The 24,886-nt window shown below is 70.7% G+C and carries 23 protein-coding genes and 2 tRNA genes; 12 read left to right on the top strand and 13 right to left on the bottom strand.

Translation table 11 applies throughout. The annotated features are described in order from the left end of the window. Positions 1 to 5: 5 nt before the first annotated feature. Complete coding sequence (locus IRQ30_RS11640) at positions 6 to 1,184, bottom strand: YibE/F family protein (protein ID WP_193613020.1); 1,179 nt, start codon at positions 1,182 to 1,184, stop codon at positions 6 to 8. A 159-nt stretch (positions 1,185 to 1,343) separates the two neighbouring features. On the opposite strand from IRQ30_RS11640, the gene IRQ30_RS11635 reads away from it, so the two are divergent. The 3 genes from IRQ30_RS11635 (at position 1,344) to IRQ30_RS23415 (ending at position 5,671) form a co-directional block, all read left to right on the top strand. Beyond that, positions 1,344 to 3,398: a hypothetical protein gene (locus IRQ30_RS11635; RefSeq protein WP_193613019.1), complete on the top strand. Its 2,055-nt coding sequence runs from the start codon at positions 1,344 to 1,346 to the stop codon at positions 3,396 to 3,398. Further along, entirely contained in the window at positions 3,395 to 4,285 is an 891-nt protein-coding gene (locus IRQ30_RS11630; RefSeq protein WP_193613018.1) for a GNAT family protein, read from the top strand. Before IRQ30_RS11635 ends, IRQ30_RS11630 begins: the two co-directional genes overlap by 4 nt. Positions 4,286 to 4,726: 441 nt before the next feature. After that, entirely contained in the window at positions 4,727 to 5,671 is a 945-nt protein-coding gene (locus tag IRQ30_RS23415; RefSeq protein WP_227467473.1) for an SHOCT domain-containing protein, read from the top strand. Between the two features lie 210 nt (positions 5,672 to 5,881). Here the strand turns inward: IRQ30_RS23415 and IRQ30_RS11620 are convergent. From IRQ30_RS11620 to IRQ30_RS11575, 11 genes are all read right to left on the bottom strand, one after another. Further along, a tRNA-Ala gene (locus IRQ30_RS11620) sits at positions 5,882 to 5,957 on the bottom strand. A 42-nt stretch (positions 5,958 to 5,999) separates the two neighbouring features. Beyond that, positions 6,000 to 6,125, bottom strand: a complete 126-nt coding sequence (locus IRQ30_RS23410) for a DLW-39 family protein (RefSeq protein WP_209021899.1) — start codon at positions 6,123 to 6,125, stop codon at positions 6,000 to 6,002. 53 nt (positions 6,126 to 6,178) lie between these two features. Beyond that, positions 6,179 to 6,255, bottom strand: a tRNA-Ile gene (locus IRQ30_RS11615). A 77-nt stretch (positions 6,256 to 6,332) separates the two neighbouring features. After that, complete coding sequence (locus tag IRQ30_RS11610) at positions 6,333 to 6,911, bottom strand: DUF3566 domain-containing protein (RefSeq protein WP_193613017.1); 579 nt, start codon at positions 6,909 to 6,911, stop codon at positions 6,333 to 6,335. Further along, positions 6,911 to 9,667 (bottom strand): DNA gyrase subunit A, encoded by a 2,757-nt coding sequence (gene gyrA / locus IRQ30_RS11605; protein WP_338089672.1) that lies wholly within the window; start codon positions 9,665 to 9,667, stop codon positions 6,911 to 6,913. Before gyrA ends, IRQ30_RS11610 begins: the two co-directional genes overlap by 1 nt. A 54-nt stretch (positions 9,668 to 9,721) precedes the next feature. Next, a complete protein-coding gene (gyrB, locus tag IRQ30_RS11600; RefSeq protein ID WP_193613016.1) occupies positions 9,722 to 11,833 on the bottom strand; it encodes a DNA topoisomerase (ATP-hydrolyzing) subunit B in 2,112 nt (703 codons plus the stop codon). Between the two features lie 242 nt (positions 11,834 to 12,075). Further along, positions 12,076 to 12,624, bottom strand: coding sequence for a DciA family protein (locus tag IRQ30_RS11595; protein ID WP_193613015.1), 549 nt, complete (start codon positions 12,622 to 12,624; stop codon positions 12,076 to 12,078). Then, a complete protein-coding gene (recF, locus tag IRQ30_RS11590) occupies positions 12,617 to 13,759 on the bottom strand; it encodes a DNA replication/repair protein RecF (protein ID WP_193613014.1) in 1,143 nt (380 codons plus the stop codon). Before recF ends, IRQ30_RS11595 begins: the two co-directional genes overlap by 8 nt. Before the next feature lie 13 nt (positions 13,760 to 13,772). Next, positions 13,773 to 14,747, bottom strand: coding sequence for a phosphogluconate dehydrogenase (NAD(+)-dependent, decarboxylating) (gene gnd, locus IRQ30_RS11585; RefSeq protein ID WP_193613013.1), 975 nt, complete (start codon positions 14,745 to 14,747; stop codon positions 13,773 to 13,775). Positions 14,748 to 14,794: 47 nt separating this feature from the next. Further along, positions 14,795 to 15,934 carry a DNA polymerase III subunit beta gene (dnaN, locus tag IRQ30_RS11580; RefSeq protein ID WP_193610527.1) on the bottom strand — a complete coding sequence of 380 codons (1,140 nt, stop codon included), beginning with the start codon at positions 15,932 to 15,934 and terminating at the stop codon, positions 14,795 to 14,797. A gap of 402 nt (positions 15,935 to 16,336) precedes the next feature. Continuing rightward, positions 16,337 to 16,753, bottom strand: a complete 417-nt coding sequence (locus IRQ30_RS11575) for an organic hydroperoxide resistance protein (RefSeq protein ID WP_193610528.1) — start codon at positions 16,751 to 16,753, stop codon at positions 16,337 to 16,339. Positions 16,754 to 16,805: 52 nt separating this feature from the next. Here IRQ30_RS11575 and IRQ30_RS11570 point away from each other — a divergent pair, with 52 nt between their 5' ends. Further along, positions 16,806 to 17,258: a MarR family transcriptional regulator gene (locus tag IRQ30_RS11570; RefSeq protein ID WP_193613012.1), complete on the top strand. Its 453-nt coding sequence runs from the start codon at positions 16,806 to 16,808 to the stop codon at positions 17,256 to 17,258. A gap of 124 nt (positions 17,259 to 17,382) precedes the next feature. On the opposite strand, the gene dnaA is transcribed toward IRQ30_RS11570, so the two are convergent. Beyond that, positions 17,383 to 18,810, bottom strand: a complete 1,428-nt coding sequence (dnaA, locus tag IRQ30_RS11565; RefSeq protein ID WP_193610530.1) for a chromosomal replication initiator protein DnaA — start codon at positions 18,808 to 18,810, stop codon at positions 17,383 to 17,385. 537 nt (positions 18,811 to 19,347) lie between these two features. Here dnaA and rpmH point away from each other — a divergent pair. The 8 genes from rpmH (at position 19,348) to IRQ30_RS11525 (ending at position 24,688) form a co-directional block, all read left to right on the top strand. Continuing rightward, entirely contained in the window at positions 19,348 to 19,485 is a 138-nt protein-coding gene (gene rpmH / locus IRQ30_RS11560) for a 50S ribosomal protein L34 (protein ID WP_193610531.1), read from the top strand. Positions 19,486 to 19,528: 43 nt separating this feature from the next. Then, on the top strand, positions 19,529 to 19,873 hold the full coding sequence (gene rnpA / locus IRQ30_RS11555; protein ID WP_193613011.1) for a ribonuclease P protein component: 345 nt from the start codon (positions 19,529 to 19,531) through the stop codon (positions 19,871 to 19,873). Next, positions 19,870 to 20,121 (top strand): membrane protein insertion efficiency factor YidD, encoded by a 252-nt coding sequence (gene yidD, locus IRQ30_RS11550; protein ID WP_193610533.1) that lies wholly within the window; start codon positions 19,870 to 19,872, stop codon positions 20,119 to 20,121. Before rnpA ends, yidD begins: the two co-directional genes overlap by 4 nt. A gap of 3 nt (positions 20,122 to 20,124) precedes the next feature. Further along, positions 20,125 to 21,204 carry a membrane protein insertase YidC gene (yidC, locus tag IRQ30_RS11545; RefSeq protein ID WP_193613010.1) on the top strand — a complete coding sequence of 360 codons (1,080 nt, stop codon included), beginning with the start codon at positions 20,125 to 20,127 and terminating at the stop codon, positions 21,202 to 21,204. Then, the gene (locus IRQ30_RS11540) at positions 21,201 to 21,821 is read left to right on the top strand and encodes a Jag family protein (protein ID WP_193613009.1); all 621 of its coding nucleotides are present in this window, start codon (positions 21,201 to 21,203) and stop codon (positions 21,819 to 21,821) included. The genes yidC and IRQ30_RS11540 overlap by 4 nt, the downstream gene beginning before the upstream one ends. A 94-nt stretch (positions 21,822 to 21,915) precedes the next feature. After that, positions 21,916 to 22,593 (top strand): 16S rRNA (guanine(527)-N(7))-methyltransferase RsmG, encoded by a 678-nt coding sequence (gene rsmG / locus IRQ30_RS11535; RefSeq protein WP_338089670.1) that lies wholly within the window; start codon positions 21,916 to 21,918, stop codon positions 22,591 to 22,593. Positions 22,594 to 22,781: 188 nt separating this feature from the next. Continuing rightward, positions 22,782 to 23,720, top strand: coding sequence for a ParA family protein (locus IRQ30_RS11530; RefSeq protein WP_338089669.1), 939 nt, complete (start codon positions 22,782 to 22,784; stop codon positions 23,718 to 23,720). Further along, positions 23,717 to 24,688, top strand: coding sequence for a ParB/RepB/Spo0J family partition protein (locus IRQ30_RS11525; RefSeq protein ID WP_193613007.1), 972 nt, complete (start codon positions 23,717 to 23,719; stop codon positions 24,686 to 24,688). Before IRQ30_RS11530 ends, IRQ30_RS11525 begins: the two co-directional genes overlap by 4 nt. Positions 24,689 to 24,886 lie beyond the last annotated feature (198 nt).

The following is a 24,886-nucleotide window of genomic DNA, read 5'->3' as shown; positions in this document are numbered from 1 at the left end:
AGGAGCTAGTCCGGCCGCGGGGCTGGCTGTCGTCGGCGGAAGCCGAGGGCGGCCAGCCCCGTGGTGATCGGGACGGCGGCGATCAGGCCGATGGTGGCGACCGCGCTGCGGACGATCTCCTGCGCGATGACCTGGTCGGTGAGGACGTTTCCGAGCGAGTCGTCGGCGGCGACGATGAGGATGAGCAGCGGCAGCGACGAGCCGGCGTACGCGAGGATGATCGTGTTGACCACCGACGCGATGTGCGCCCGCCCCACCCGGCTGGCGGCGCGGTAGAGCTGGCGGGCGCCGTACGACGGGTTCGCGCGAGCGAGCTCGGTGACCGTCGCCGACTGGGTGATCGTGACGTCGTCGAGCACGCCGAGCGACCCGATGACGATGCCTGCGAGCAGCAGCCCGCGGGTGTCCACTCCCTGCGACATCGCCACCGACCCGGAGATGTCGTCGGTGATGCCGGTCAGGTGCAGCCCGGCCACGGCCAGCCACGACAGCAGCCCGGTCAGGGTGAGGCTCGCCAGCGTCCCGAGCAGCGCGACCGTGGTCGAGAGCGCCGGGCCGTGGGTCAGGTAGAGCACGGTGAGCATCACTGCGGCGGAGCCGACGATCGCCACCAGCAGCGGCGGCTCCCCCGCCAGGATCGCGGGGACCACGAACAGCAGCAGCAGCCCGAACGTCACGCCCAGCCCCGCCAGCGCCATCAGCCCGCGCCAGCGCCCGAAGGCGACCAGCGCCAGCGAGAACGCCGCGACCAGCACCCACAGGCCGCGGCCGCGCTGGTGGTCGACGATCGTGTAGGTCTGCCCGTCGGGGCTGTCGATCGCGACCAGCACGACGTCGTCGCCGTCGGCCACCTCCGGCGCCCCCGCGCCGTTGGGCAGCGGCACCGTGACGTCGCGCTCCCCGTCGACCACCTGGTCGAGGCGGACGACGGCGCTGCCGCAGCCGTTGACGTCGTCCTCGAGCTGCTCGGTGCACTCCTCGCGCTGCACGGAGGTGACGCTGCCCTCGTACTGCTCCGCCGACGACTGCTGCTGGTCGGGCACGGCGTCGTCGGAGGGCCAGAGCCACGCCATGGCGCCCAGGGTGAGCAGCGCGATCGGCACGATCACGAGCCAGGCGACCAGCGGGGTGCGGCTCTCGCCGGGTGCCGCGTGGCGCGGGCCGTGGGAGTGGTGTCCGCCCATTCCTGGCCCCCCGCCCTCGTCGTCGTCGGCTGCGCCCGACCACGCTAGCGGCCGCGCCCGGGATGGCGCGGGTGCGGGCACGCGCACCCCCAGGTCAGAGCGCCCACCAGAATCGACGAAAGGCCTCGGGGGCAAGGGCTGCGCCCCTAGGGTCGCGGTATGTCACACATGGGGATTCGTCAAGGACTCGCAGCGAGCGCGGTCGCCGCGCTCACGATCACGGGACTGGCGATGACGCCCGCGGCCCAGGCCGCCCCGGGCGATCCCGGGGCCGTCCTGCTCAGCCTGAGCAGCGGCATCGCGTCGACCAAGACCGACAGCGAGCTCGCGACGTCGAGCTACCCGATCCAGCTCGTGGCCGCGCGCCTCGAGCCCGCCGCGACGATCGCCTTCGAGGTGAACGCCGACCCCCGGGCCGGCGACGCCGCCCCTGGCTGGACCGACATCAGCGTGAACAACGTGCAGGACGAGGGCGACTTCGCGGTCACGCAGTGGGACGGCGGGCTCGCCTCGCCCGGCGACCTCGTGGGCACGCGGGTCTCGGTGCGCGTGGTGTCGACGCTCCCCAGCCAGGACCCGACGTACTCCACCCGTCACGACGTCGCCGTCACGGGCGAGGCCTCCCCCGCGGACAGCGTGTCCTTCACCGGGTTCAACGGCGGCGTCTTCACGCAGCCCTACGACTCCTCGCAGCGCACCCAGCAGCTCGTCGGGCTCACCGGCACCACGACGGCCACCAGCGGACAGGTGGAGCTGTCGCAGTGGCGCCGGGCCGACGGGACCTTCCACGGCCTGACCGACGCCGCCGTCTCCCCCCAGGACCTCAAGGTCTCGGCCACCAACAACCTCACCTTCGTCGACGGCGGCCGGTTCGACGGCGCCGTCGAGCTGTCGGCGTTCGACGCCACGCTGGGTGACCGGGTCGCGGTGCGCGCGGCCCTGGCCGGCGGTCGCAGCAGCGACGAGGTCGACACCGCACAGCTCTACGAGCAGACCATCCAGTCCTTCGGCGTCCTGTCCGACAAGTCGGTCACGACCTCGCAGGGCACGAGCATCACGCTCTCCGTCACCGACCAGAAGGGCTCCGGCGTCGCCGGGGTCGAGGTCCGCCTGGGCGACGGGTCGCTCGTGGGCTACACCGACGGCGGGGGACGGATCCGGCACCTCCAGCCCAACAGCTCGACCGCGACCTACTACGTCAACACCACCGACGTCGACGAGTACGAGACGAGCACCGACTACCAGCTGCAGATCGACGCGCCTGCCTACACGCCCGCGGCCTCCGGCGTGGAGCTCGTGCTGGCCGACGGCAAGGTCTTCGACGACCAGGAGTACGCCGCCGGCGACATCGCCCTGCAGATCGTCGACCAGGAGGGCGAGCCCTTCCCCGGCGTGCGCGACCTGGAGTACCGGCTCTACCCGACCGGCGGCCAGGCCCCGAGCGACACGACGGTCACCACCAACGCGTCGGGCCGGGCCGTGCTGCCGTTCGACCCGGCCGGTCCCGACGGCGCCTGGACGCTGGTCCACACCGACGGCGACGGCCTCTGGGAGCGCCGGCGCCACACCCTCGTGGCGGGCGACTCGACGCTCAGGCTCACCCCCGCCGCCGGCGCGGCCTCCTCCGGCGGACAGGTCGCGTACGCCGGCAGCCTGCGCGTCGGCGAGTGGCCGGTCTCCGGGCGGGCGATATCCCTGGGCTACACCCGCGGCGTCGAGCTCGTCCCCGGCAAGGACGCCGACGCCGGCATCCTGGCCGGCGGCGCCCGCAAGCTGACCGGCTCGGTCACCACGAGCAAGGCAGGCGCCTTCGCCGTCACGGTGGCCGACGCCGCCGAGGCCGGCGCCCCCAGCGAGACCGGCGCGCTGCGCGCCGAGGCGAAGGCGGCCAAGGAGACCGTGACCGCCAAGGCGACGTTCGGCTCCGGCAAGAAGGGGACGGCCAAGATCAGGCTCACCGGCTCCAGCAAGGGCGCCAAGCCCGACCGCCTCGTCGTCACCGGCCCCGCGTCGGTCGCCGGCGAGCGGGTGCGGCTGTCCGTGAAGGTCGGCCGCAAGTGGAAGGCCGTCAAGACGATCGTGCTCGACAAGCGCGGTCGCCGTACCGTCACCGTCAAGGACAGCAACGGCGCGGCCACGACCACCTACCGCGCCCAGCTGCTGCCCAGCAAGCGCGTCCAGGGCTCCACCTCGGGCGTCAAGAAGCTCCGGTGAGCCGAGCCCGGGTGCTGCCGATGCCCGGGCCCGAGCTCGCCGCCTGGCGTGAGGCCCGGGCCGCGGACGGCGTGCCGCTGCCCCAGCCAGCGCGCGACGGCGCCCAGTCGGCGGTGACCGTCGAGGTCGACGGGGTCGCCGTCGGCGGCGCCCTGCTCGAGCTCACGCCCGACGTCGGCGGCACCCGCTGCTCGCTGCGGGTGCTGCAGACGACCCTCCCCCGCGACGCCGACGAGCACTGGGCCGCGGCCGTCGCGGCGCTGGAGGCGCGCGCCCGCACTCTGGGCGCGGCCGTGCTCGTCGCCGGGGTGGCACCCGAGCTCGCGCGCGTCTTCACCGCCGCCGGCTTCCAGGCGACGATGACCGGCATCGGCAAGCGCCTCGACCCCGCCTCCGCGCCCGAGCTGCAGGAGGACCGGCGCGTCGCCGTACGGCCGATGACGCGAACGGAGCGTGAGCAGTACGTCGTCGACGTCCGCGGGCTGCTCACCGCCGGCATGGAACGTGCCGGTGTGCTGTCCCCCGGCGCCGGGCGCATCGAGGAGCTCGAGGAGCGCCTCGCCCGCCTGGCCCTCGACCCCTCGCCCGAGGACGAGATGCTCATGACCGCCGAGGTCGACGGCACGCCGGTCGGCCGCGCCTGGGGCACCTTCGTCGAGCGCGACGGTGCGCTCGACTTCCTCGGCCACTCGATCGACCTGTTCCCCGAGCACCGCGGCCAGGGCCTCACCAAGTCGTTCCTCGGCGCCCTGCGCCGCCATGTCCACGAGGTCGGCGTCCGCGACGTGCACCTGCGCGTCTACGGCCACGCCGAGAGCGCCCGCCAGACCTTCCTCGCCGCCGGCGCCGGCGTCGCCGACGTGCACCTGCGCAAGGAGCTCGGCTGAACGTCGCCTGGAAGAGACCGCCCGGTCAGTACGCGAAGACGTGGACGCTCAACACGTCGATCTCCCGCCGGGGTCACCGAAGAACGCACCCAGGCGACGGGCGACGGTCTGGAAGGGACGCTCTCGCGGCGAGCCGTCCCCAGCACGCCACCCTCGACAGCGACAGTTCCCTCGCGGGGAAGATGGGGAGCGACTTACGAGGCTTGGCCGGGAGTCGCTTGACGCCCGAGGCGATCGTTCTCTGCATCACGCGGCCGTCGAGCACGGCATTCCGCGATGGCAACCGCTTGCGCCGATATGCGCTGATGGTCGTCCACACCCATGGCAATCGAGAAGACCTGACTGACTCGCCAGCCAATGCCCGAAGGATCTCGGTGAGAGTGCTGGCCACAATAGGTAGACGCGATGATTTCAACCGCCTCGCGGTGCCAGAATGCCACCATGAACCAGCAGACTCCCGCGGGGTTTTACCCAGACCAACAGGGCACGATGCGGTATTGGGACGGAACCGCGCGGTCCCAGGAAACCCAAGACGAGGGCGCGGGTGGTGTCGTGATCCCAGAGGCCGCCAAGAAGGACGGCACATTCGCCAGGCTCAGGAAGGCTTCCGCCGATCGGTCAGCCGAGAAGAGAGCGGCGAAGGAGGCCCAGGAGCGGAAATGGGCCGAAGACGTAGCCGCCGCGGGCGCTTTGGTCACTAGTGGAACTTTTGGGCTTTCAACCGTCGAGATCTACGAAGGTGGCTACGCCCGCGTTGCGTTCGGGGAGCAGCCCGATCGCCCGAGCGCCGCGAACGTGCGATCACAGATGGCCGCGAATCTGAACGGCGGTGGAATCACCGCCAAGACGCCATACGAAAAGTTGCGGTCGATCACGTTTACCTCGCCGGAGTCGAGTCAGGCCTCGGACGACGGCTCCGGTCTCGAGAATGCTATTGGCCCGGCTGTAGCTGGCCTCCTTAAAGGCACGAAACACCTGATGAAGGCGAGCGCACCAGGATTGGCCGCCGCCGGGATCGCGCACGTCGCAAGCCAGGGGTCGCGCACCTCGTACCTGACGATCGCTACGGACCGTCAGATCTACACTCTCTCCAACCAGGTCCCCAACAGCGTGGGTCTCAAGACCGCCAAGAAGGGCCACGTCGACGTCGGACTGGCGCTCGTAGCTGCGGGCAATGCCGTCCTCGGCAACGACAGCTCTTTGACCGTGGAGGCTGCGGCAGCTGAGCTTCAACCAGCCGTCCAGCCCGGCGTGGAAGTCGCCGCTCAGGTAGCCCCTCCGAGTCTGGCGGACCGTCTCCGCGAACTTGCCAGTCTCCACCAGGAAGGGATCTTGTCTGACGAGGAGTTCGCGAGCGCCAAGGCCAAGCTGCTCAGCGACCTCTGATCGCGAACCACCTCTGCCCGCCGCAGGGCGAGGAACTGCTGTGTGTCACCCGCATGATGTGGGTGCCGTACAGCGGTTGCGCATCGCCGGCATGCATCTGGATTAGCGGTACTGGCTTCTACTTCTCGGTGCATTCCCCGGCGCCATCTTGGCCGCAGAACTCCAGAGGAACCCAGGGACCGAAGATCCCGAGCCGACCTGGTCGATCGATGGTGGAGCCTAGGGGACTCGAACCCCTAACCCCCTGCTTGCAAAGCAGGTGCGCTACCAATTGCGCCAAGGCCCCTCAGCGCCGGAGCGGGTCCGGGCCGGTGGTGCGTCGAGCGGGTCAGACCTTCTCGACGTTGTCGGTGGCCTCGGCCCAGAGTGCCTGCTCGGCGCGACCCTCGGCGACCTTGCGGCGGGCCAGGACGGCGCCGCCGGCGGCGAGGAGGACCAGGAGGACCTTCTTCATGCTGACTCCCGTGACACGTGGGTGGGCAGGGCCGCAGGTCGCGGCGGAGGTGGTGGTGGGCCTAAGAGGACTTGAACCTCTGACCTCTTCCTTATCAGGGAAGCGCTCTAACCGTCTGAGCTATAGGCCCGCATGGCGACTGCCAGCGGCGAACATTACCTCACCGCGAACGCCCCTCACAAAACGGCCTGAGGGTCGCGGCACCGATCAGGCGTTGTCCTCCGCGAGCGTCACCTCGATGCCGCCCAGCAGGGCGGCGGCCATGTTGTAGAGGAAGGCGCCGAGGGTCGCGATCGCGGTCAGCAGGATGACGTCGACGGCCGCCACGAGCATCGTGAACCCGACGACGCGCGAGGTGCCGATGTAGTTCTCGATGTCGAAGTTGGCGGTCTCGTTGCCACCGATGCTGTCCTGGATCGTCTGGTTGATGGAGTCCCAGACGTTGGCCGCGCCGAGCACCGACCAGATCATCATCACCGAGACCACGGTGACGACGCCGAAGGCGATCGACAGCAGGAACGCCGTCTTCATCACCGACCACGGGTCGATCCGGGTCAGCCGCAGACGAGCGCGACGGGGCGGCTTGGCCGGACCCGAGGCCTTCTTGGCCGCCTTCTTCGACTCCGGCTCCGCGTTGGCGCGGTGCTCGTCGGTCACGTTGGCGACCTTGGCCTGGATGCGCTGGCGCAGCGGAGGCCGTACGGCGGTGTCGTCCGCCGTGGATCGGTCGGACCCGGTGCGGGTCGGCGTGCGTTGGGTGGCTGGCTGGGCGGAACGCTCCGTCATCAGCCCTCACTCTCGCCTGTGTCGTCGGTGGTCTCCGGTGCAGCGGTCTCTTCGATTGTGACATCTGCTGCCACATCCGACGAGCCGACGGCGTCCGGGGCCTCGTCCACACCGCTGTCGACGCCGCTGTCGACGCCGCTGTCGACGCCGCCCTCGACCGCACCCTCGGCCTCCGCGGCCTCCGCGGCCTCGGCGTTCTCGACGACCTCCTCGATCACCTTCGCCTCGACCGATCGGGCCACGACGACGACCGAGTCGCCGGACTTGGGCGACACGAACTTCACGCCCATCGTGGAGCGGCCGGTGGGCCGGAAGTTCTCGTTGATCGGGCTGCGCACGACCTGGCCGCTCTGGGTGATGGCCAGGACCTCGTCGCCGTCCTCGACGATGAAGCCGCCGACCAGTCCGCCGCGGTCCTCGTTGGCCAGGGCCATGGCGCGCACCCCGAGCCCGCCGCGGTTGGTGAGGCGGTACTCGCTGATCCGGCTGCGCTTGGCGAAGCCGCCGTCGGTGATGGTGAAGACGTACTGCACGTTCTCGTCGGACTCCTCCGCCGCGGCCTGGGCCGCGCGGATCACCGACATCGAGAGCACCGAGTCGTCCTCGCTGCGGAACTTCATGCCGGAGACGCCGGACGTCGCCCGGCCCATCGGCCGCAGCTGCGCGTCGTCGGCGCGGAAGCGGATCGCCGAGCCCTTGCGGGAGACGAGCAGGATGTCGTCCTCGGCGTTGACCAGCTCGGCGCCGATCAGCTCGTCGTCGTCCTCGCGGAAGTTGATCGCGATGACGCCGGCCTGGCGCGGGCTGTTGTAGTCGCCCAGGCGGGTCTTCTTGACAAGGCCGTTGCGGGTGGCGAGCACCAGGTAGGGCGCCTGCTCGTAGTCGCGGATCGCCAGCACCTGCGCGATCGACTCGTCCGGCTGGAAGCTGAGCAGCCCGGCCACGTGGCCGCCCTTCGCGTCGCGCGACGCCTCGGGCAGGTTGTAGGCCTTGGTGCGGTAGACGCGACCGGCGGTGGTGAAGAACAGCAGCCAGTGGTGGTTGGTGGTCGCGATGAAGTGCTCGACGACGTCGTCGCCGCGCAGCGTCGCGCCGCGCACGCCCTTGCCGCCGCGCTTCTGCGAGCGGTACTGGTCGGCGCGGGTGCGCTTGGCGTAGCCGCCGCGGGTGATGGAGACGACGAGCTCCTCGTCGGGGATCAGGTCCTCCATCGAGAGGTCGCCGTCGGCCGCGATGATCTGCGTGCGCCGCTCGTCGCCGTACTTATCGGTGATCTCGGTGAGCTCGTCGCCGATGATCTGACGCTGGCGCGCCTCGTTGGCGAGGATGTCCTCGAGGTCGGCGATCTCGGCCTCGATCTTGGCCAGCTCGTCGATGATCTTCTGGCGCTCGAGGGCGGCCAGGCGGCGCAGCTGCATCTCGAGGATGGCGTTGGCCTGGATCTCGTCGATCTCCAGCATCGCGATCAGGCCGGTGCGGGCCTCCTCGACGTCGGGGGAGCGGCGGATGAGCGCGATGACGTCGTCGAGCGCGTCGAGCGCCTTGGCCAGACCGCGGAAGATGTGGGCGCGGCGCTCGGCCTCCGCCAGGCGGAAGCGGGTGCGCCGCTGGATGACCTCGACCTGGTGCGCGACCCAGTTGCTGATGAACTGGTCGACCGAGAGCGTGCGCGGCACGCCGTCGACGAGCGCCAGCATGTTGGCGCTGAAGTTGGTCTGCAGCTCGGTGTGCTTGAGCAGGTTGTTGAGCACGACGCGGGCGACGGCGTCGCGCTTCAGTACGACGACCAGGCGCTGGCCGGTGCGGCCCGAGGAGTCGTCGCGCACGTCGGAGATGCCCTGCACCCGACCGGAGTCGGCGAGCTCGGCGATCTTCAGCGCGAGGTTGTCGGGGTTGACCATGTAGGGCAGCTCGGTGATCGAGAGGATCGTGCGCCCGCGGGCGTCCTCGTCGACCTCGATGACGGCGCGCTGGGTGATCGAGCCGCGGCCGGTGCGGTAGGCCTGCTCGATGCCCTCGTGGCCCACGATCATGGCGCCGTTGGGGAAGTCGGGGCCCTTGATCCGCTCGAGCAGCGCGTCGAGCAGCTCCTCGCGGGTGGCGTCGGGGTGCTCGAGCGCCCAGCGGGCGCCGTCGGCGACCTCGCGCAGGTTGTGCGGCGGGATGCTGGTGGCCATGCCGACCGCGATGCCGGCGGAGCCGTTGACCAGCAGGTTGGGGTAGCGCGCCGGCAGGACGACGGGCTCCTGCGAGCGACCGTCGTAGTTGGGCTGGAAGTCGACGGTGTCCTCGCCGATGTCGCGCACCATCTCCAGCGCGAGCGGGGCCATGCGGCACTCGGTGTAGCGCATGGCGGCGGCGGAGTCGTTGCCCGGCGAGCCGAAGTTGCCCTGGCCGTGCACCAGCGGCGCCCGCATGACCCACGGCTGCGCGAGGCGCACCAGGGTGTCGTAGATCGCGGTGTCGCCGTGCGGGTGGTACTGACCCATGACGTCACCGACGACGCGCGAGCACTTCGAGAAGCCGCGGTCGGGGCGGTAGCCGCCGTCGTACATCGCGTAGAGCACCCGGCGGTGCACCGGCTTCAGCCCGTCGCGTACGTCGGGCAGCGCGCGGCCGACGATGACGGCCATCGCGTAGTCGATGTAGGCGCGCTGCATGGAGGTCTGCAGCTCGATCGGCTCGATGCGGCCGCCGGGCCCGGGGCCCTCGGGCCCGCCGGGGCCGCCGGTGGAGTCGGTGGGGGTCTCAGTCACGTCTCTTCGTCTCTCTCGGTGCGTCTACGACTGTCTAAGGCTCGGGTTAGAGAGCTAGATATCGAGGAATCGCACGTCCTTGGCGTTGCGCTGGATGAACGAACGACGCTGCTCGACGTCCTCGCCCATGAGGATCGAGAAGATCTCGTCGGCCTGGGCGGCGTCGTCCAGGGTCACCTGGAGCATCAGCCGTTGCTCGGGGTTCATCGTGGTCTCCCACAGCTCCTCGGCGTTCATCTCACCGAGGCCCTTGTAGCGCTGGACCGGGTTCTCCTTGGGCAGCCTCCTGCCCTGCTCGAGGCCGTCGCGCATCATCAGGTCGCGCTCGGCGTCGGAGTAGACGAACTCGTGCTCGGCCGGCTTGTTCCAGCGGATCCGGTAGAGCGGGGGCTGGGCCATGTAGACGTAGCCGTGCTCGATGAGCGGCCTCATGAAGCGGAACAGCAGCGTCAGCAGCAGGGTGTTGATGTGGTGGCCGTCGACGTCGGCGTCGGCCATCAGCACGACCTTGTGGTAGCGCAGCTTCTCAAGGCTGAACTCCTCGTGGATGCCGGTGCCGAGCGCGGAGATGATCGCCTGGACCTCGGTGTTGGCCAGCACCTTGTCGATGCGCGCCTTCTCGACGTTGAGGATCTTGCCGCGGATCGGCAGGATCGCCTGGACGCGCGGGTCGCGGCCCTGGCGCGCCGAGCCGCCGGCGGAGTCGCCCTCGACGATGAAGACCTCGCACTCGGCGGGGTTGGTCGACTGGCAGTCCGACAGCTTGCCGGGCAGGCCGCCGCCGCCGAGCAGGCCCTTGCGGCCGCGGGCGAGGTCGCGGGCCTTGCGGGCCGCGATGCGCGCGGACGCCGCCGCCTGGCTCTTGCGGACGATGTCGCGACCCTCGGCGGGGTTCTGCTCGAACCACGCGCCCAGCTGGTCGTTGGTCAGGCGCTGCACGAAGCCCTTGGCCTCGGTGTTGCCGAGCTTGGTCTTGGTCTGGCCCTCGAACTGCGGCTCGCCGAGCTTGATCGAGATGATCGCGGTGAGGCCCTCGCGGATGTCGTCGCCGGAGACGCGGTCCTCGCGCTTCTTGATCAGGCCCCACTCCTCGCCCCAGTGGTTGACCAGGGAGGTGAGCGCGGAGCGGAAGCCCTCCTCGTGGGTGCCGCCCTCGTGGGTGTTGATCGTGTTGGCGAAGGTGTGGACCGACTCGGTGTAGGAGGTGTTCCACTGCATGGCCACCTCGAGGCTCATGTGGTGGTCGGCGTTGTCGTTGCCCTTGCCGTTGGAGAACAGGTCGGAGTCGGCCTCGAACGCGATGATCGTCGGGTTGGCCTTGTCCTTGCGGCGGTTGAGGTGCTCGACGTAGTCGACCAGGCCTCGGTCGTACTTGAAGACCTGCTCCAGCCCGCCGCCCTCGGCCTTCTTGATGCCGTCGTGGCCGGCGGTGTCGACCTCGGCGTCGACGGTGGCGTCCTGCACGGCCTCGACCAGGTCGTCGGCCTCGGGTCGCTCGTCGCGCACGACGATCTCCAGGCCCTTGTTGAGGAAGGCCATCTCGCGGATCCGGTTGACGATCGTCTCCAGCGAGTACGTCGTGGTCTCGAAGATCTCGGGGGAGGCGTAGTAGGTGATCGTGGTGCCGGTGCGCTCACCGGACTCCATCGGGCGCACCTGCTCCAGGTCGCCGTCGGGGACGCCGATGGTGAAGGTCTGGCGCCACTCGTGGCCGCGGTTGCGCACCTCGGCGATCACGCGCGTCGACAGCGCGTTGACGACCGAGATGCCGACGCCGTGGAGACCACCGGAGACCTTGTAGCCGCCGCCGCCGAACTTGCCGCCCGCGTGGAGCATGGTCAGCGCCATCGTGAGCGCCGGCATCTCCGCGCCGGGCGCGGTGTCGGTGGGGATGCCGCGGCCGTTGTCCTCGACCCGGACGCCGCCGTCGGCGAGCAGCGTGAGGACGATGCGGTCGCAGTGCCCGGCGAGGGCCTCGTCGACGGAGTTGTCGACAACCTCCCAGATCAGGTGGTGCAGGCCCCGCTCACCGGTCGAGCCGATGTACATGCCGGGACGCTTGCGGACCGCCTCCAGACCCTCGAGGACCTGGATGGCGGAGGCGTCGTAGTCGCCGCTGACGTTCGAGTGCGGCGGGGGGGTGGCGTCGGACACGCAGGACCTCATCTACTCCGGGGGTGTGGCACACAGAAGGCCGCGGACCAGGGTGGAGTCCCGTCACGGCGGCCGACGTCCATGATACCGGTTCTAGGGCCGCATTCCACGCAACGACCACCGCAACGGGGGGATCTGTGGAGGAAAACCCTCCCTGAGCGTCCCGTAGCGGCCTCCCGGAGGGCCGAACAGGGGTGCCGACAGGTCCCTGTACCGCTGCGCGGCCCGCAGATCGCCTGATCGGTGCCCTCGACTCAGCCGTAGGTGTCGCGCGGGCCGCGGCCGTCGCGGGTGGACCGCCGGCCTTTCTTCCAGCTCGGCAGGTGCGGCCCGACGACGTCCATCGCGACGACGGTGGCGGGGCCGAGCTCCTCGTTGAGGCGGCGTACGACGGTCGGCGCGAGCAGGGTCAGCTGGGTGGCCCAGGCCGTGGAGTCGGTGCGCACCAGCAGCTTGCCGTCGGTGAAGCTCTCCGGCGTGCAGTGCGCCGCCACCTCGGCGCCCACGAGCTCGGGCCAGCGGGCGAAGACGCCGCGCATCCGCAGGTCGAGCGCCCAGCCGTGGTCGTCGACGAGGCGGGCGAGGGTGGAGTCAAGGGTCTGCGGGTCGCGGTCGTCGGGGTGGGCGCCGCTGACCCGGCCGGTGCCGGCCGGGCGCGCGCGGCCGCGGGCCCGGGCGCGGTGACGCGGGGTCGATCCGGCCGCCGCGCGGGTGAGCGCGCGCGCCAGGTCGAGGCCGTCGTCGGCGTGCGGCGGCTCGGGCTCCGGCTCGGGCAGGACGGCGTCGTCGGGCTCGTCAGGCACGCGTCACCTCTCCCTGCGCCACGGCGTAGCGGGCTCCCGCCAGCGCCTCGGGGACGTCGTCGCCGACCGCGGCCGTGACCAGCACCTGCTCCGCACCGGCCACCAGCTCGGCCAGCTGCGCGCGGCGCTCGGTGTCGAGCTCGGCGAAGACGTCGTCCAGGATCAGGATCGGGTCGTCGCCGTCGGAGCGCAACAGGTCGTACGACGCCAGGCGCAGCGACAGCGCGAAGGACCACGACTCCCCGTGGGAGGCGTAGCCCTTCACCGGCAGCCGCACACCGCCGGCCTCGGGCGGGCCGCCGAGCGTCAGGAGCAGCTCGTCGCGGTGCGGGCCCACCAGCGAGATGCCGCGGTCGAGCTCGTCGCTGCGCCGGCGCTCCAGCTCGGCGAGCAGGCCGGCCTCGAGGTCGTCGCTCAGCTCGAACGACGGCCGGTACTCGATCTGGGCGTCGTCGCGCGAGGCGCCGCGCGCCACGGTGGCGTAGGCGTTGCCGACGTAGGGGCGCAGCGCGTCGACCAGCGCGAGGCGCTCGCGCAGCAGCTCGGCGCCGGTGCGCGCCAGCTGGCCGTCCCACACCGAGAGCGTCGACAGCGCCCCCTCCTGGCTGGTCGACCCGCGCCGCGCGTGGCCGGCGGTCTTGAGCAGGGAGTTGCGCTGGCGCAGGATGCGGTCGTAGTCGGAGCGCACGCCCGCCAGGCGCGGCGTGCGCAGGACGAGCAGGTCGTCGAGGAAGCGGCGCCGGTCGGAGGGGTCGCCCTTGACCAGCGTCAGGTCCTCGGGGGAGAAGACCACCGTGCGCACCAGCCCCACCAGGTCGCGCGACTTGGGCAGCGTCGAGCGGTTGACCCGCGCGCGGTTGGCCTTGCCCGGGTTGAGCTCCACCTCGAGCACCGCCGTGCGCCCGTCGCGTACGACGGCGGCCCGGACGATCGCCTGGTCGCACCCGGCCCTCACCAGCGGGGCGTCGGTGGCGACGCGGTGCGAGCTCAGGCGCGAGAGGTAGTCGATCGCCTCGACCAGGTTGGTCTTGCCCTGCCCGTTGCGACCGATGAAGGCGGTCACCCCGGGCTCGAGCGCGACGTCGGCCGTGGCGTAGGAGCGGAAGTTGTGCAGTGTCAGGTGGGAGACGTACACCGGAGGAGCTGGGCTAGCTCTCGGCCGGTGCGGAGTCGTCGCCCGAGCCGGCCTTCTTCGCCGCGCCCGACTGGTCCGGAGTGCCGCCGCCGTCGGCGTCGCCGCCCTCGGGAGCGCTGGTGCGAAGGGCGTGCCCGCCGAACTGGTTGCGCATCGCGGCCACGGCCTTCATCGCGGGGGAGTCGTCCTGGCGCGACACGAAGCGGGCGTAGAGCGCGGCGGTGATCGCCGGGGTCGCGACCGCGTGCTCGATGCCGGCCTCGACCGTCCACCGGCCCTCGCCGGAGTCCTCGGCGTAGCCGCTGATGCCCTCGAGCGCGGGCTTCTCGTCGAGCGCGCTGACCAGCAGGTCGAGCAGCCAGGAGCGGATGACCGTGCCCTCGCGCCACGAGCGCAGGACCTCGGTGACGTTGTCGACCATGTCGACCTTCTCGAGCAGCTCCCAGCCCTCGGCGTAGGACTGCATCATCGCGTACTCGATGCCGTTGTGGACCATCTTGCTGAAGTGGCCGGCGCCGACCTTGCCGGCGTGGACCGAGCCGAACTCGCCCTCGGGCTTGAGCGCGTCGAAGGCCGGCTGGACCTTGGCGACGTCCTCGGGGGAGCCGCCGTACATCAGGGCGTAGCCGTTCTCGAGGCCCCACACGCCGCCGGAGACGCCGCAGTCGACGAAGCCGATGCCCTTCTCGGCCAGCGCCTCGGAGTGGGCGATGTCGTCGGTCCAGCGCGAGTTGCCGCCGTCGACGATCAGGTCGCCCTCCTCCAACAGCCCGGCGAGCTCGGTGATCGTCTCGTGGGTCGGCCCGCCGGCCGGCACCATCACCCACACCACGCGGGGCGCGGGCAGCTGCTGCACCATCGCCTCGAGGCTGTCGGTGTCCGACACCTCGCGGTTGCGGTCGTAGCCGACGACGGTCACGCCGCCGTTGCGCATCCGGGTGCGCATGTTGCCGCCCATCTTGCCGAGGCCGACCAGTCCGATGTCCATGCTCGTCTCCATCTGCTTGCCCTCCCGGGCCGTAGGAACGTCCGCTGTCAGGAAAGCAGGCGCCTGGGCATGAGCAGGTAGCGGAACCCGCTGTCGGCGCCGCCGTCCTCCACCGAGCCACTGAGCACGACCGGCTTCGAGGCCTGCGTGAACGCGAGCTCCACGACGGACTCGTCGATCGCGGTCAGGCCGTCGAGCAGGAACTGCGGGTTGAAGCCGGTGGTGATGTCGTCGCCCTCGATGTCGGCCTCGATCGACTCCGAGGCCTGGGCCTCGTCGCCGGAGCCGGCGTCCAGGGTCAGCACCCCGTCGCTGAACGCGAGCTGCACCGCGGTGTTGCGCTCGGCGACCAGGGAGACGCGCTTGACCGACTCGATGAGCGCGGCCTTGTCGACCTTCGCCACGGTGAGCTTCTCGGCCGGGAACAGGCTGCGCACCTTGGGGAACTCGCCGTCCAGGAGCCGCGTCGTCGTACGGCGCACGCCGCCGGGCGCGTTGCCCTCGAAGCCGATCAGGCCCTCGCCCGAGCCGCTGGCCGCCAGCGCGATCTTGACCTCGCTGCCGGCGGTGAGCGACTTGGCGGTGTCGCCGAGCACGCGGGCCGGGACCAGCGCGGCGACGGACTCGTCGGGGGAGCGGGGGTCCCAGCCGAGCTCGCGCTGGGAGAGCCGGAAGCGGTCGGTGGCGAGCAGCGAGATCATCGAGCCGTCGATCTCGATGCGCACGCCGGTGAGCACCGGGAGCATGTCGTCGCGGCCGGCGGCCGTCACGGCCTGGGCGACGGCGTGGGCGAAGACGTCGCTCTGCACGGTGCCGGTGGCCTCGGGCATCTGCGGGATCGTGGGGTAGTCCTCGACCGGCATCGTCTGCAGCGTGAAGCGCGCGGAGCCGCAGGTCAGCGTGACGCGGGCGCCGTCGAGCGCCATGTCGACGGGCTTGCCCGGCAGGCTGCGGCAGATGTCGGCCAGCAGGCGGCCGCTGACGAGGGCGCGGCCCTCGTCGCTGACCTCGGCGGTGAGCGTGGCGCGGGCCGAGGTCTCGTAGTCGAACGTCGAGAGCACCAGGCCGTCGTCGGAGGCGTCGATGAGCAGGCCGGCCAGGACCGGGGCGCTCGGGCGGACCGGGAGACTGCGGGCGGCCCAGGCGACGGCGTCAGCGAGCACGTCGCGGTCGACACGAAACTTCACGATGCATCCTTCGTCTGGGGCTCGGTCTCACACATATCTCGGGATGCGCATCCTGCCACGTGGGTCGGTACGGCACGAGTCATCCCCAGGCAGGGGGCCGAGCAGAGGTGCACCGATGATCCGCTCATCTACAGGTAGGTAGTCGTCATAGCATCGGTGGAAACTGTGGAGGAGCACCGTTCGCGCAGGTCAGGCCCGTGCGCGGGGGTGGAGACGGCTGTGGATGAGATCGGTGCGGGCCGCGTCGGATGTGGAACCACATCCCGTGCCGGAACGGACGGCGCCGGTCGTCCACAGATCCTCCCCGTGTAGTTCGGACACGACGGGGCGCTGCCTCCACAGGGAGACAGCGCCCCGGGCGGGTTGCTGTGGTGCTGTCGGCATCGTCTGCCGGGGGGTCGCTCAGGCGACCGTGAGGGTGACCTCGATGTTGCCGCGCGTGGCGTTGGAGTAGGGGCAGACCTCGTGGGCCTTCGCGACGAGCTGCTCGGCCTGCTCCCGCTCGATCGCGGGCAGCGTCACCTCGAGCTGGACGGCGAGGCCGAAGCCGCCGTTGTCGTTGGCGCCCAGGGAGACGTCGGCGACGACCTCGGAGTCGGTGGTGTCGGCCTTGGCCTGGCCGGCGACCAGCTTGAGCGCGGAGTGGAAGCACGCGGCGTACCCCGCGGCGAAGAGCTGCTCGGGGTTGGTCGCGCCGCCGGGGCCGCCCAGCTCGGTGGGCGTGCGGACGTCGGTGTCGACGAGGCCGTCGGTGGACTGGACGTGACCGTTGCGGCCGTCGCCCGTGGCGACGGCGGAGGCCGTGTAGAGAGTGTTCATGTGGACAAATATATTGTGCACAACTGAATTGTGCAAGGGCTAGACTGAGGGTGTGACCACGTCGTTCCCGCAGCTGGGCCTGGACGCCCAGCTCTGCTTCCCCCTGTACGCCGCCAGCCGCGCGGTGACGCGCCGCTACTCGGCGCTGCTGGCGCAGGCCGGGCTCACCTACCCGCAGTACCTGTGCCTGCTCGCGCTGTGGGAGGCCGACGATCCGATGACCGTGGGCGAGCTCGGAGCGCGCCTGCGCCTGGACTCGGGCACGCTCACCCCGGTGCTCAAGCGCCTGGAGGCGGCGGGGCACCTCGGACGCCGGCGCGACCCGGCCGACGAGCGCCGCGTGCTGCTGGAGGTGACGCCCACGGGGTGGGAGCGGCGCGACCGGGTCGCCGACGTACCTCTCGGCATCGCGAGCGGGATGGGACTCAGCGAGGCCGAGGCCGCCCAGCTGCGCAGCCTGCTCGACCGGATGCTCGTCGGCCTCGACGACTCCGTCCCCGACTGACGGTCCCTCGTCCCGGGGGTTGAGGAGGTTGCGCAGCAACCGTCTCGAAACCCCGGATGCTTGGGTCTCCCCTCAGGGTCTCGAGACGGGACTTCGTCCCTCGTCGACCGCCGGAGCGGAGAGGTCAGGACTGGCGGGCCTGCATCTTCACGCGGTTGGTGAGCTCGCTGACCTGGTTGAAGACCGCGCGACGCTCGGCGAGCAGCTGGTTGATCTTGCGGTCGGCGTACATGACCGTGGTGTGGTCGCGGTTGCCGAACTGCGCGCCGATCTTGGGCAGCGAGAGGTCGGTGAGCTCGCGGCACAGGTACATCGCGATCTGGCGCGCCATGACCAGGTGCCGGCCGCGGCTGGGTCCGGTGAGCTCCTCGATGCTGAGCCCGAAGTAGGCCGCGGTCTGGGCGATGATCAGCGAGGCCGTGATCTCCGGCTCGCCGCCCTCGGGGATCAGGTCCTTGAGGACGATTTCGGCCAGGGTCATGTCGACCTCCTGGCGGTTGAGGTTGGCGAACGCCGTCACCCGGATCAGTGCGCCCTCGAGCTCGCGGATGTTGGTCTGGATCTTGGAGGCGATGAACTCCAGCACGTCGGGCGGCGCCGTGAGCCGGTCCATCGCCGCCTTCTTGCGCAGGATCGCGATCCGCGTCTCCAGGTCGGGAGGCTGGACGTCGGTGATCAGGCCCCACTCGAACCGGTTGCGCAGCCGGTCCTCGAGCGCCTCGAGCCGCTTGGGCGCCCGGTCGGAGGTCAGCACGATCTGCTTGTTGGCGTTGTGGAGGGTGTTGAACGTGTGGAAGAACTCCTCCTGGGTCTGGGTCTTGCCCTCCAGGAACTGGATGTCGTCGATGAGCAGCACGTCGACGTCGCGGTAGCGCCGCTTGAACCGGTCCTGCCGGTCGTCGCGGATCGCGTTGATGAACTCGTTGGTGAACTCCTCGCTCGACACGTAGCGCACCTTCGCGCCGGCGTAGAGGCTGCGCACGTAGTGGCCGATCGCGTGGAGCAGGTGGGTCTTGCCCAGCCCGGAGTCGCCGTAGACGAGCAGCGGGTTGTAGGCCTTGCCCGGCGCCTCGGCCACGGCGACGGCCGCGGCGTGGGGGAAGCGGTTGGAGCTGCCGATGACGAAGGTCTCGAAGGTGTACTTCGGGTTGAGCCGCGTCTCCAGGGCGCTGCCCTTCATCGACTCGGTGGCCTCGGGGACGAACACCGGTGCCGGCGCGGCAGGCGGCGCCTGCGGTGTGGTCGATATGTCGACTTCTCGACTTGTCTCCGAATCGCCACGCGGGTGGTCGGGCATCATCTGCCCGTCGTCGAGCGCGGCGTCGACGGTGACGGCGATCCGGATCTCGCGCGCGAAGCTGACCGTCAGCGCGTCCTCGAGCTGCCCCCGCAGCCGACCCTCGAGCTGCACCCGGGTGAAGTCGTTGGGGACCGCGATGATCGCGGTGTTCTCGTGCAGGGTGACCGGCTTGCTGGCGCGCAGCCAGGCCCGCTGGTTGGGCTGCAGGTCGTTGACGACCTGGCGCCACGCCTGGTCGAGGTCGGACGTCATGTGCTCCACGTGGCTCCCGCCGCCTTTCGGACCCGAGTCGTTCGTTCCGCCCCCAGCGGGACGCTGTGTCCACAAGTTTGTCCACAGGTTGTGAACCCGACTCTGTGTCTGTGGAGAGAGCCGGTCCGAGACACAGCCGGCCACCTCGATCTCGGCTGTTCTCGCAGGTCAGGTGCCCTTTGTCCACCGATGTGGCGGAGGTCACAGACCGCGTCGAGTCGGTGCGTCCGGGAGCTGCGGGGGAACCTCGGTGGCCCGAACGTAACCCGCGTCCGGCAGCCCCGGCAAGCCGTCATCCACAGGCAGGGACGGAACCGGTGGAGAAGGGTCGGTCACCGGTTTGACCCTGTGGAGGACCCGCGCGTACCGTTGGCCGGTCGCCCGGTGTCGACCGGTGCCGCATGTCCACGGGATGAGTTGTCGTCTCCGTGGATGGGCGGTGCCAGTTGAACCGGCCTCCCGGGCTCGTCCCGAGGGGCCAGGCACTGCCGATCCACCGGCGTGACCCTTCCCGAACCAACCGAAAGAGACACAGTCGTGAGCAAGCGTACGTACCAGCCGAACAACCGTCGTCGCCACAAGGTGCACGGGTTCCGCCTGCGCATGCGCACCCGCGCCGGTCGCGCCATCCTGTCGCAGCGCCGCCGCAAGGGGCGCAAGGAACTGGCCGTCTGAGGGTCTGCGTCCTCCGGCCGACCTGGCCAGACGCGCCCCACTCGTGCTGCCACCGGAGCACCGGCTCACCGACGCCGACACCTTCCGCCGCGCGTCCCGCACGGGACGCCGGTCGTCCTCGCGCACCCTCGTCGTGCACCTGGCGCCCCTGGACGTCGGTCCGGTGCGGGCGGGGTTCGTGGTGAGCAAGGCGGTCGGCAACGCCGTCGTGCGCAACCGGGTCAAGCGTCGGCTGCGTCACCTCGTGCGCGAGCGCCTCGGCACCCTGCCGGTCTCCTCGGCCCTCGTGGTGCGGGCGCTGCCGGCGGCCTCGAGCGCGGCCACGCCGGAACTGGCCGCCGACCTGGATCGTTGTCTCGGTCGAGTGCAACCGAGGGGCGCCGCATGAAGCACGTCGTGATCGGGCTCCTGAAGGCGTACCGCGCCGTGATCAGCCCCCTGTACGGGCAGGTGTGCCGCTACCACCCGTCCTGCTCGGCCTACGCCCTCGAAGCCGTGCAGCAGCACGGTACGGTCCGGGGCGGATGGCTCGCCGTACGCCGCCTGGCTCGCTGCCACCCCTGGGCCGCGGGTGGCTACGACCCCGTCCCCTCCCGCGTCGCCGCGGGCCACACGACGCCCAACCAAGGAGCCTGATCCGTGGGAACCCTGTCCGACATCGGCAACTTCATCCTGACGCCGCTGTACTACGTCATCTCGGCGGTGATGATCGGCTTCCACAAGCTCTTCACGCTGCTGGGCCTCGACAAGGATGGCGGTCTGGCGTGGGCCCTGTCGATCATCGGCCTGACCCTGGTCATCCGGATCTGCCTGATCCCGCTGTTCGTCAAGCAGATCAAGTCCAGCCGCAACATGCAGCTGATCCAGCCCAAGGTCAAGGAGCTGCAGAAGAAGTACGGCCACGACCGGGAGCGTCTCGCCCAGGAGACGATGAAGCTGTACAAGGACACGGGCACCAACCCGTTCGCCTCGTGCCTGCCGATCCTGCTCCAGATGCCGATCTTCTTTGCGCTGTTCCGCCTCCTCGACCAGGCGGCCAAGAGCAACAAGGCGCACGGCTTCCTCAACAAGGACCTGGCCGCGAGCTTCGGGCAGTCCGAGATCTTCGGCGTCATCCCGATCAAGGACAGCTTCTGGGGCGCCCGCGTGTGGGGCGACAACCCCGACTCCAACGTCGCCGTGATGCTCGTGGCGCTGTTCCTGGTGCTGGCCATGACCGCCACGACGTTCACCACCCAGCGCCAGCTGATGAGCAAGAACATGCCGGCCGACGCGCTCAGCGGGCCCTACGCCCAGCAGCAGAAGATGCTGCTCTACATCCTCCCGGTGGCCTTCGGCCTCGGTGGCGTGGCGTTCCCGATCGGCGTGCTCCTGTACTGGACCACCTCCAACCTGTGGACGATGGGCCAGCAGTTTTACGTGATCCGCAACAACCCCGCCCCCGGCACCCCGGCCTTCCAGGCCAAGCAGGAGCGCGACAAGGCGAAGGCTGCCAAGCACGGGACGGTGCTGACCGAGGAGGTCGTCGCCGAGCCCGAGGCCCCTCGCCCCGCCGTCCGGCAGCAGCCCAAGAAGCTGACCAAGGCCCAGCGCCAGGCCCAGCAGCGCCAGGCGCAGAAGTCCGCGCAGCAGCGGAACCAGAAGCCAGGCCAGAAGCCGGGCCAGAAGCCGGCGCAGCCCACGCCCCGACCTGACGAGAACAAGGGAGACACCCCATGAGTGCCGACGCCGACACCGCGCAGACCGACAGCACCGAGCTGATCGACAGCGATGCGACGCAGAGCGACCAGACCCAGCCCACCGAGGTCGACGAGGTCGACGAGGGCGCTGAGGGCACTGAGAGCCCCGCGACGGAGGGCGCGCCGGCCGCAGGAACGCGGATCCAGCAGCTGGAGCGCGAGGGCGACATCGCGGCCGACTACCTCGAGGAGCTCCTCGACATCGCCGACCTCGACGGCGACCTGGACATCGACGTCGACGGCGACCGCGCTGCCGTCTCCATCGTGGGTGCCGACCTCTCGCAGCTGGTCGGCCCTGACGGCGAGGTGCTGGAGGCGTTGCAGGAGCTGACGCGCCTGGCGGTGTTCCGCGAGACCGGTGACCGGTCCCGCCTGATGCTGGACATCTCCGGCTACCGCGCCGAGAAGCGCCAGCAGCTCGTCGAGCTTGCCGAGCGCCTGGTGGCGCAGGTGCGCGAGAGCGGCGAGCCCGTCTCGCTGGACCCGATGAGCCCGTTCGAGCGCAAGGTCGTGCACGACGCCGTCGCGGCCGCCGGCCTGACGTCCGAGTCGGAGGGCGCCGAGCCGCGCCGCTTCGTGGTGATCGTCCCCGCGTGATCGCGATGTTTCACGTGGAACACGGTGCCTCGCGATGAGCGAGCAGCACCCGCAGACGCCCTCCGTGCCTGATGTGGCCCGGAGGGTGTTTGCTGTGGACCGGCTTCCGCTGGCGGAGCGGTACGCGGCCATGCTGGCCGACGCCGGCGTGGTGCGCGGCCTGATCGGGCCCCGCGAGGCGCCCCGGCTCTGGGACCGGCACCTCCTGAACTGCGCGGTGCTGGGCGACCTGGTGCCGGAGGGCAGCTCGCTGGTCGATCTCGGCTCGGGCGCAGGCCTGCCGGGACTGGTGCTCGCCATCGCTCGGGCCGACGTCCGGGTGACGCTCGTGGAGCCGCTGCTGCGTCGTACGACGTTCCTGGAGGAGGTCGTCGCCGAGCTCGGCCTCGACCACGTCGAGGTGGTGCGGGGTCGGGCGGAGTCGTTGCACGGCCAGCGCCGGTTCGACGTGGTGACCTCCCGCGCGGTCGCCCCGCTGGACCGGTTGCTGGGGTGGTCGATGCCCCTGGTGGACGCCCACGGCGCGATGGTGGCGATGAAGGGGTCTTCGGTGGGTGACGAGGTCGAGGGCGCACGGAAGGTGTTGCGCGACCTCGGCTGCGGCGAGCCGGAGGTGAGCGTCCTGGGTGAGGGCCTGCTGTCCTCCACCACCGTTGCCGTCCGGGTTCCCTGGGCCGACCCCGCGCGGGTATCTTGGCCGCTTGCCCAGACGCCGGGACGGCGTCCGGGCAGATCAGATCAGACACGACGCAAGCAGAGGCGGAACGCGTGACCGAGGAGTTTTCCACCGGTGGCAACCCGCCCCCTGAGCGTGACCATCCACAGGTCCAGGCCAGTTATCCACAAGTTGGGGATGGTGAGGGGGACGGGTCGACGGGCGATGTTTCACGTGAAACGGCGCCGACCGAAGGTGTTTCACGTGAAACACACTCTCCCGTCGCCGCCCCGGCCGGCAGGACGGTGAGGACGGCGGCGGACGTCGCCTCGATGGGCGGCTCGTTCGAGGACGCGGCCACTCCCCTGGCTCGCGCCGCGCAGCACAGCCTGATGGCGCGTCAGCAGGCATCCGCCCGCCCGGCCCTGCCGCGACCCCAGGCCACCCGGGTGTTCGTGGTGGCCAACCAGAAGGGCGGCGTCGGCAAGACCACGTCGACCGTGAACGTCGCGGCCGGCCTCGCCCAGCTGGGACAGCGCGTCCTGGTCATCGACCTCGACCCCCAGGGCAACGCATCCACGGCCCTCAGCGTCGAGCACCGGCGCGGGGTCCCCTCGACGTACGACGCGCTCGTCGACGGCGTCCCGCTCGCCGACGTGGTGACGCCGTGCCCCGACATCGAGAACCTGTTCGTGGTCCCGGCGACCATCGACCTCGCCGGCGCGGAGATCGAGCTGGTCAGCGTGGTCGCCCGCGAGGGTCGGCTCCAGCGCGCGATCAACGGTCACCCCCTCGTGGGCACCGCCCAGGACGTGGGGGACGACCGCTTCGACTTCGTCTTCATCGACTGCCCGCCGTCGCTGGGTCTGCTCACCCTCAACGCGCTCGTCGCCGGCGACGAGATGATGATCCCGATCCAGGCGGAGTACTACGCGCTCGAGGGTCTCGGGCAGCTGCTCGAGACCGTCGACATGGTCCGGGCGCACCTCAACCCCGATCTCGCCGTCTCCACGATCCTGGTGACGATGTACGACGCCCGCACCCGGCTGGCCGCGGGCGTGGCCGAGGAGGTCCGCGACCACTTCGGCGACCAGGTGCTGAAGACCTCGATCCCGCGGTCGGTGCGCGTCTCCGAGGCGCCGTCGTACGGGCAGACGGTCATGACCTACGACCCGGGGTCCCCGGGTGCGCTCAGCTATCTCGAGGCCGCGCGCGAGATCGCCACCAAGGGGGTACGTCCGTGAGCCGTCCGCAGCAGCGCCGGGGCCTGGGCCGCGGCCTGGGGTCCTTGATCCCGACCGCCCCGAGCGCGCCCGAGCAGTCCGTCGAGGACCCCTCGACGGACGGCGACGCGTCCGCGCCGGCCCCGGAGGCCGCCCCGGAGCCTCCCCCGAACGAGGCGGGGGCGTACTTCGCCGAGCTCCCGATCGGCCAGATCCAGCCCAACCACGTGCAGCCACGCAGCGTCTTCGACGAGGAGGCGATGGCCGAGCTCGTGCACTCCATCGGCGAGGTCGGTCTCCTCCAGCCGATCGTCGTGCGGCGTACCGGCCCCGAGGCCTACGAGCTGGTCATGGGCGAGCGCCGGTGGCGCGCCTCCCAGCAGGCCGGTCTGGAGGCGATCCCCGCGATCGTGCGCCAGACCGAGGACGACGACATGCTGCGCGACGCGCTGCTGGAGAACCTCCACCGCTCCCAGCTCAACCCGCTGGAGGAGGCGTCCGCCTACGCCCAGCTCCTGGAGGACTTCTCCTGCACGCACGAGGAGCTCGCCACCCGCATCGGCCGCTCCCGCCCGCAGATCAGCAACACCCTGCGCCTGCTCAAGCTCAGCCCCGCCGTGCAGCGCCGCGTGGCGGCCGGCGTCCTCTCCGCGGGGCACGCCCGCTCCCTGCTGGCGGTGGAGGACCCGGAGATCCAGGACCGCCTCGCCCAGCGCGTCGTCGCCGAGGGCATCAGCGTCCGCGGCCTCGAGGAGATCGTGGCCGTGGGGGAGGTCGGCTCGACCGGCCAGCGCAGCGCCCGCCGCCGTCCCACCGCCCCCGGCCTCGCCGACATCGCCGAGCGCCTCTCCGACCGACTCGAGACCCGCGTCAAGGTCGACCTCGGCCAGCGCAAGGGCAAGATCACCGTCGAGTTCGCCTCCCTCGACGACCTGCGCCGCATCATCGACATCATGGACCCCCGCAACCGCAACGACAGGCCGATCTAGCAACGAATCGCTTTGTCGACATATAGATCTGTCGCCTTGTCGCTGAGCCTCGTGCGTCACTCTGGCTCAGGAATCGCCGGTCGACCGGCGAAACTGGAGGTTCCGGGGAGGAATCTGCGCCGCAGACGGGAGTTTCGCCGGTCGACCGGCGCAACACCCCGCCCCCCGCGGGGGAAGAGAGAGTCCCAGAAGGGGGTG

Origin of the sequence: Nocardioides lijunqiniae, from assembly GCF_015024225.1 — a bacterium.
Classification (GTDB): Bacteria; Actinomycetota; Actinomycetes; order Propionibacteriales; family Nocardioidaceae; genus Nocardioides; species Nocardioides lijunqiniae.
The sequence above is the reverse complement of the archived record's forward strand: the minus strand, read 5'-3'. Positions and strand labels throughout refer to the sequence as shown.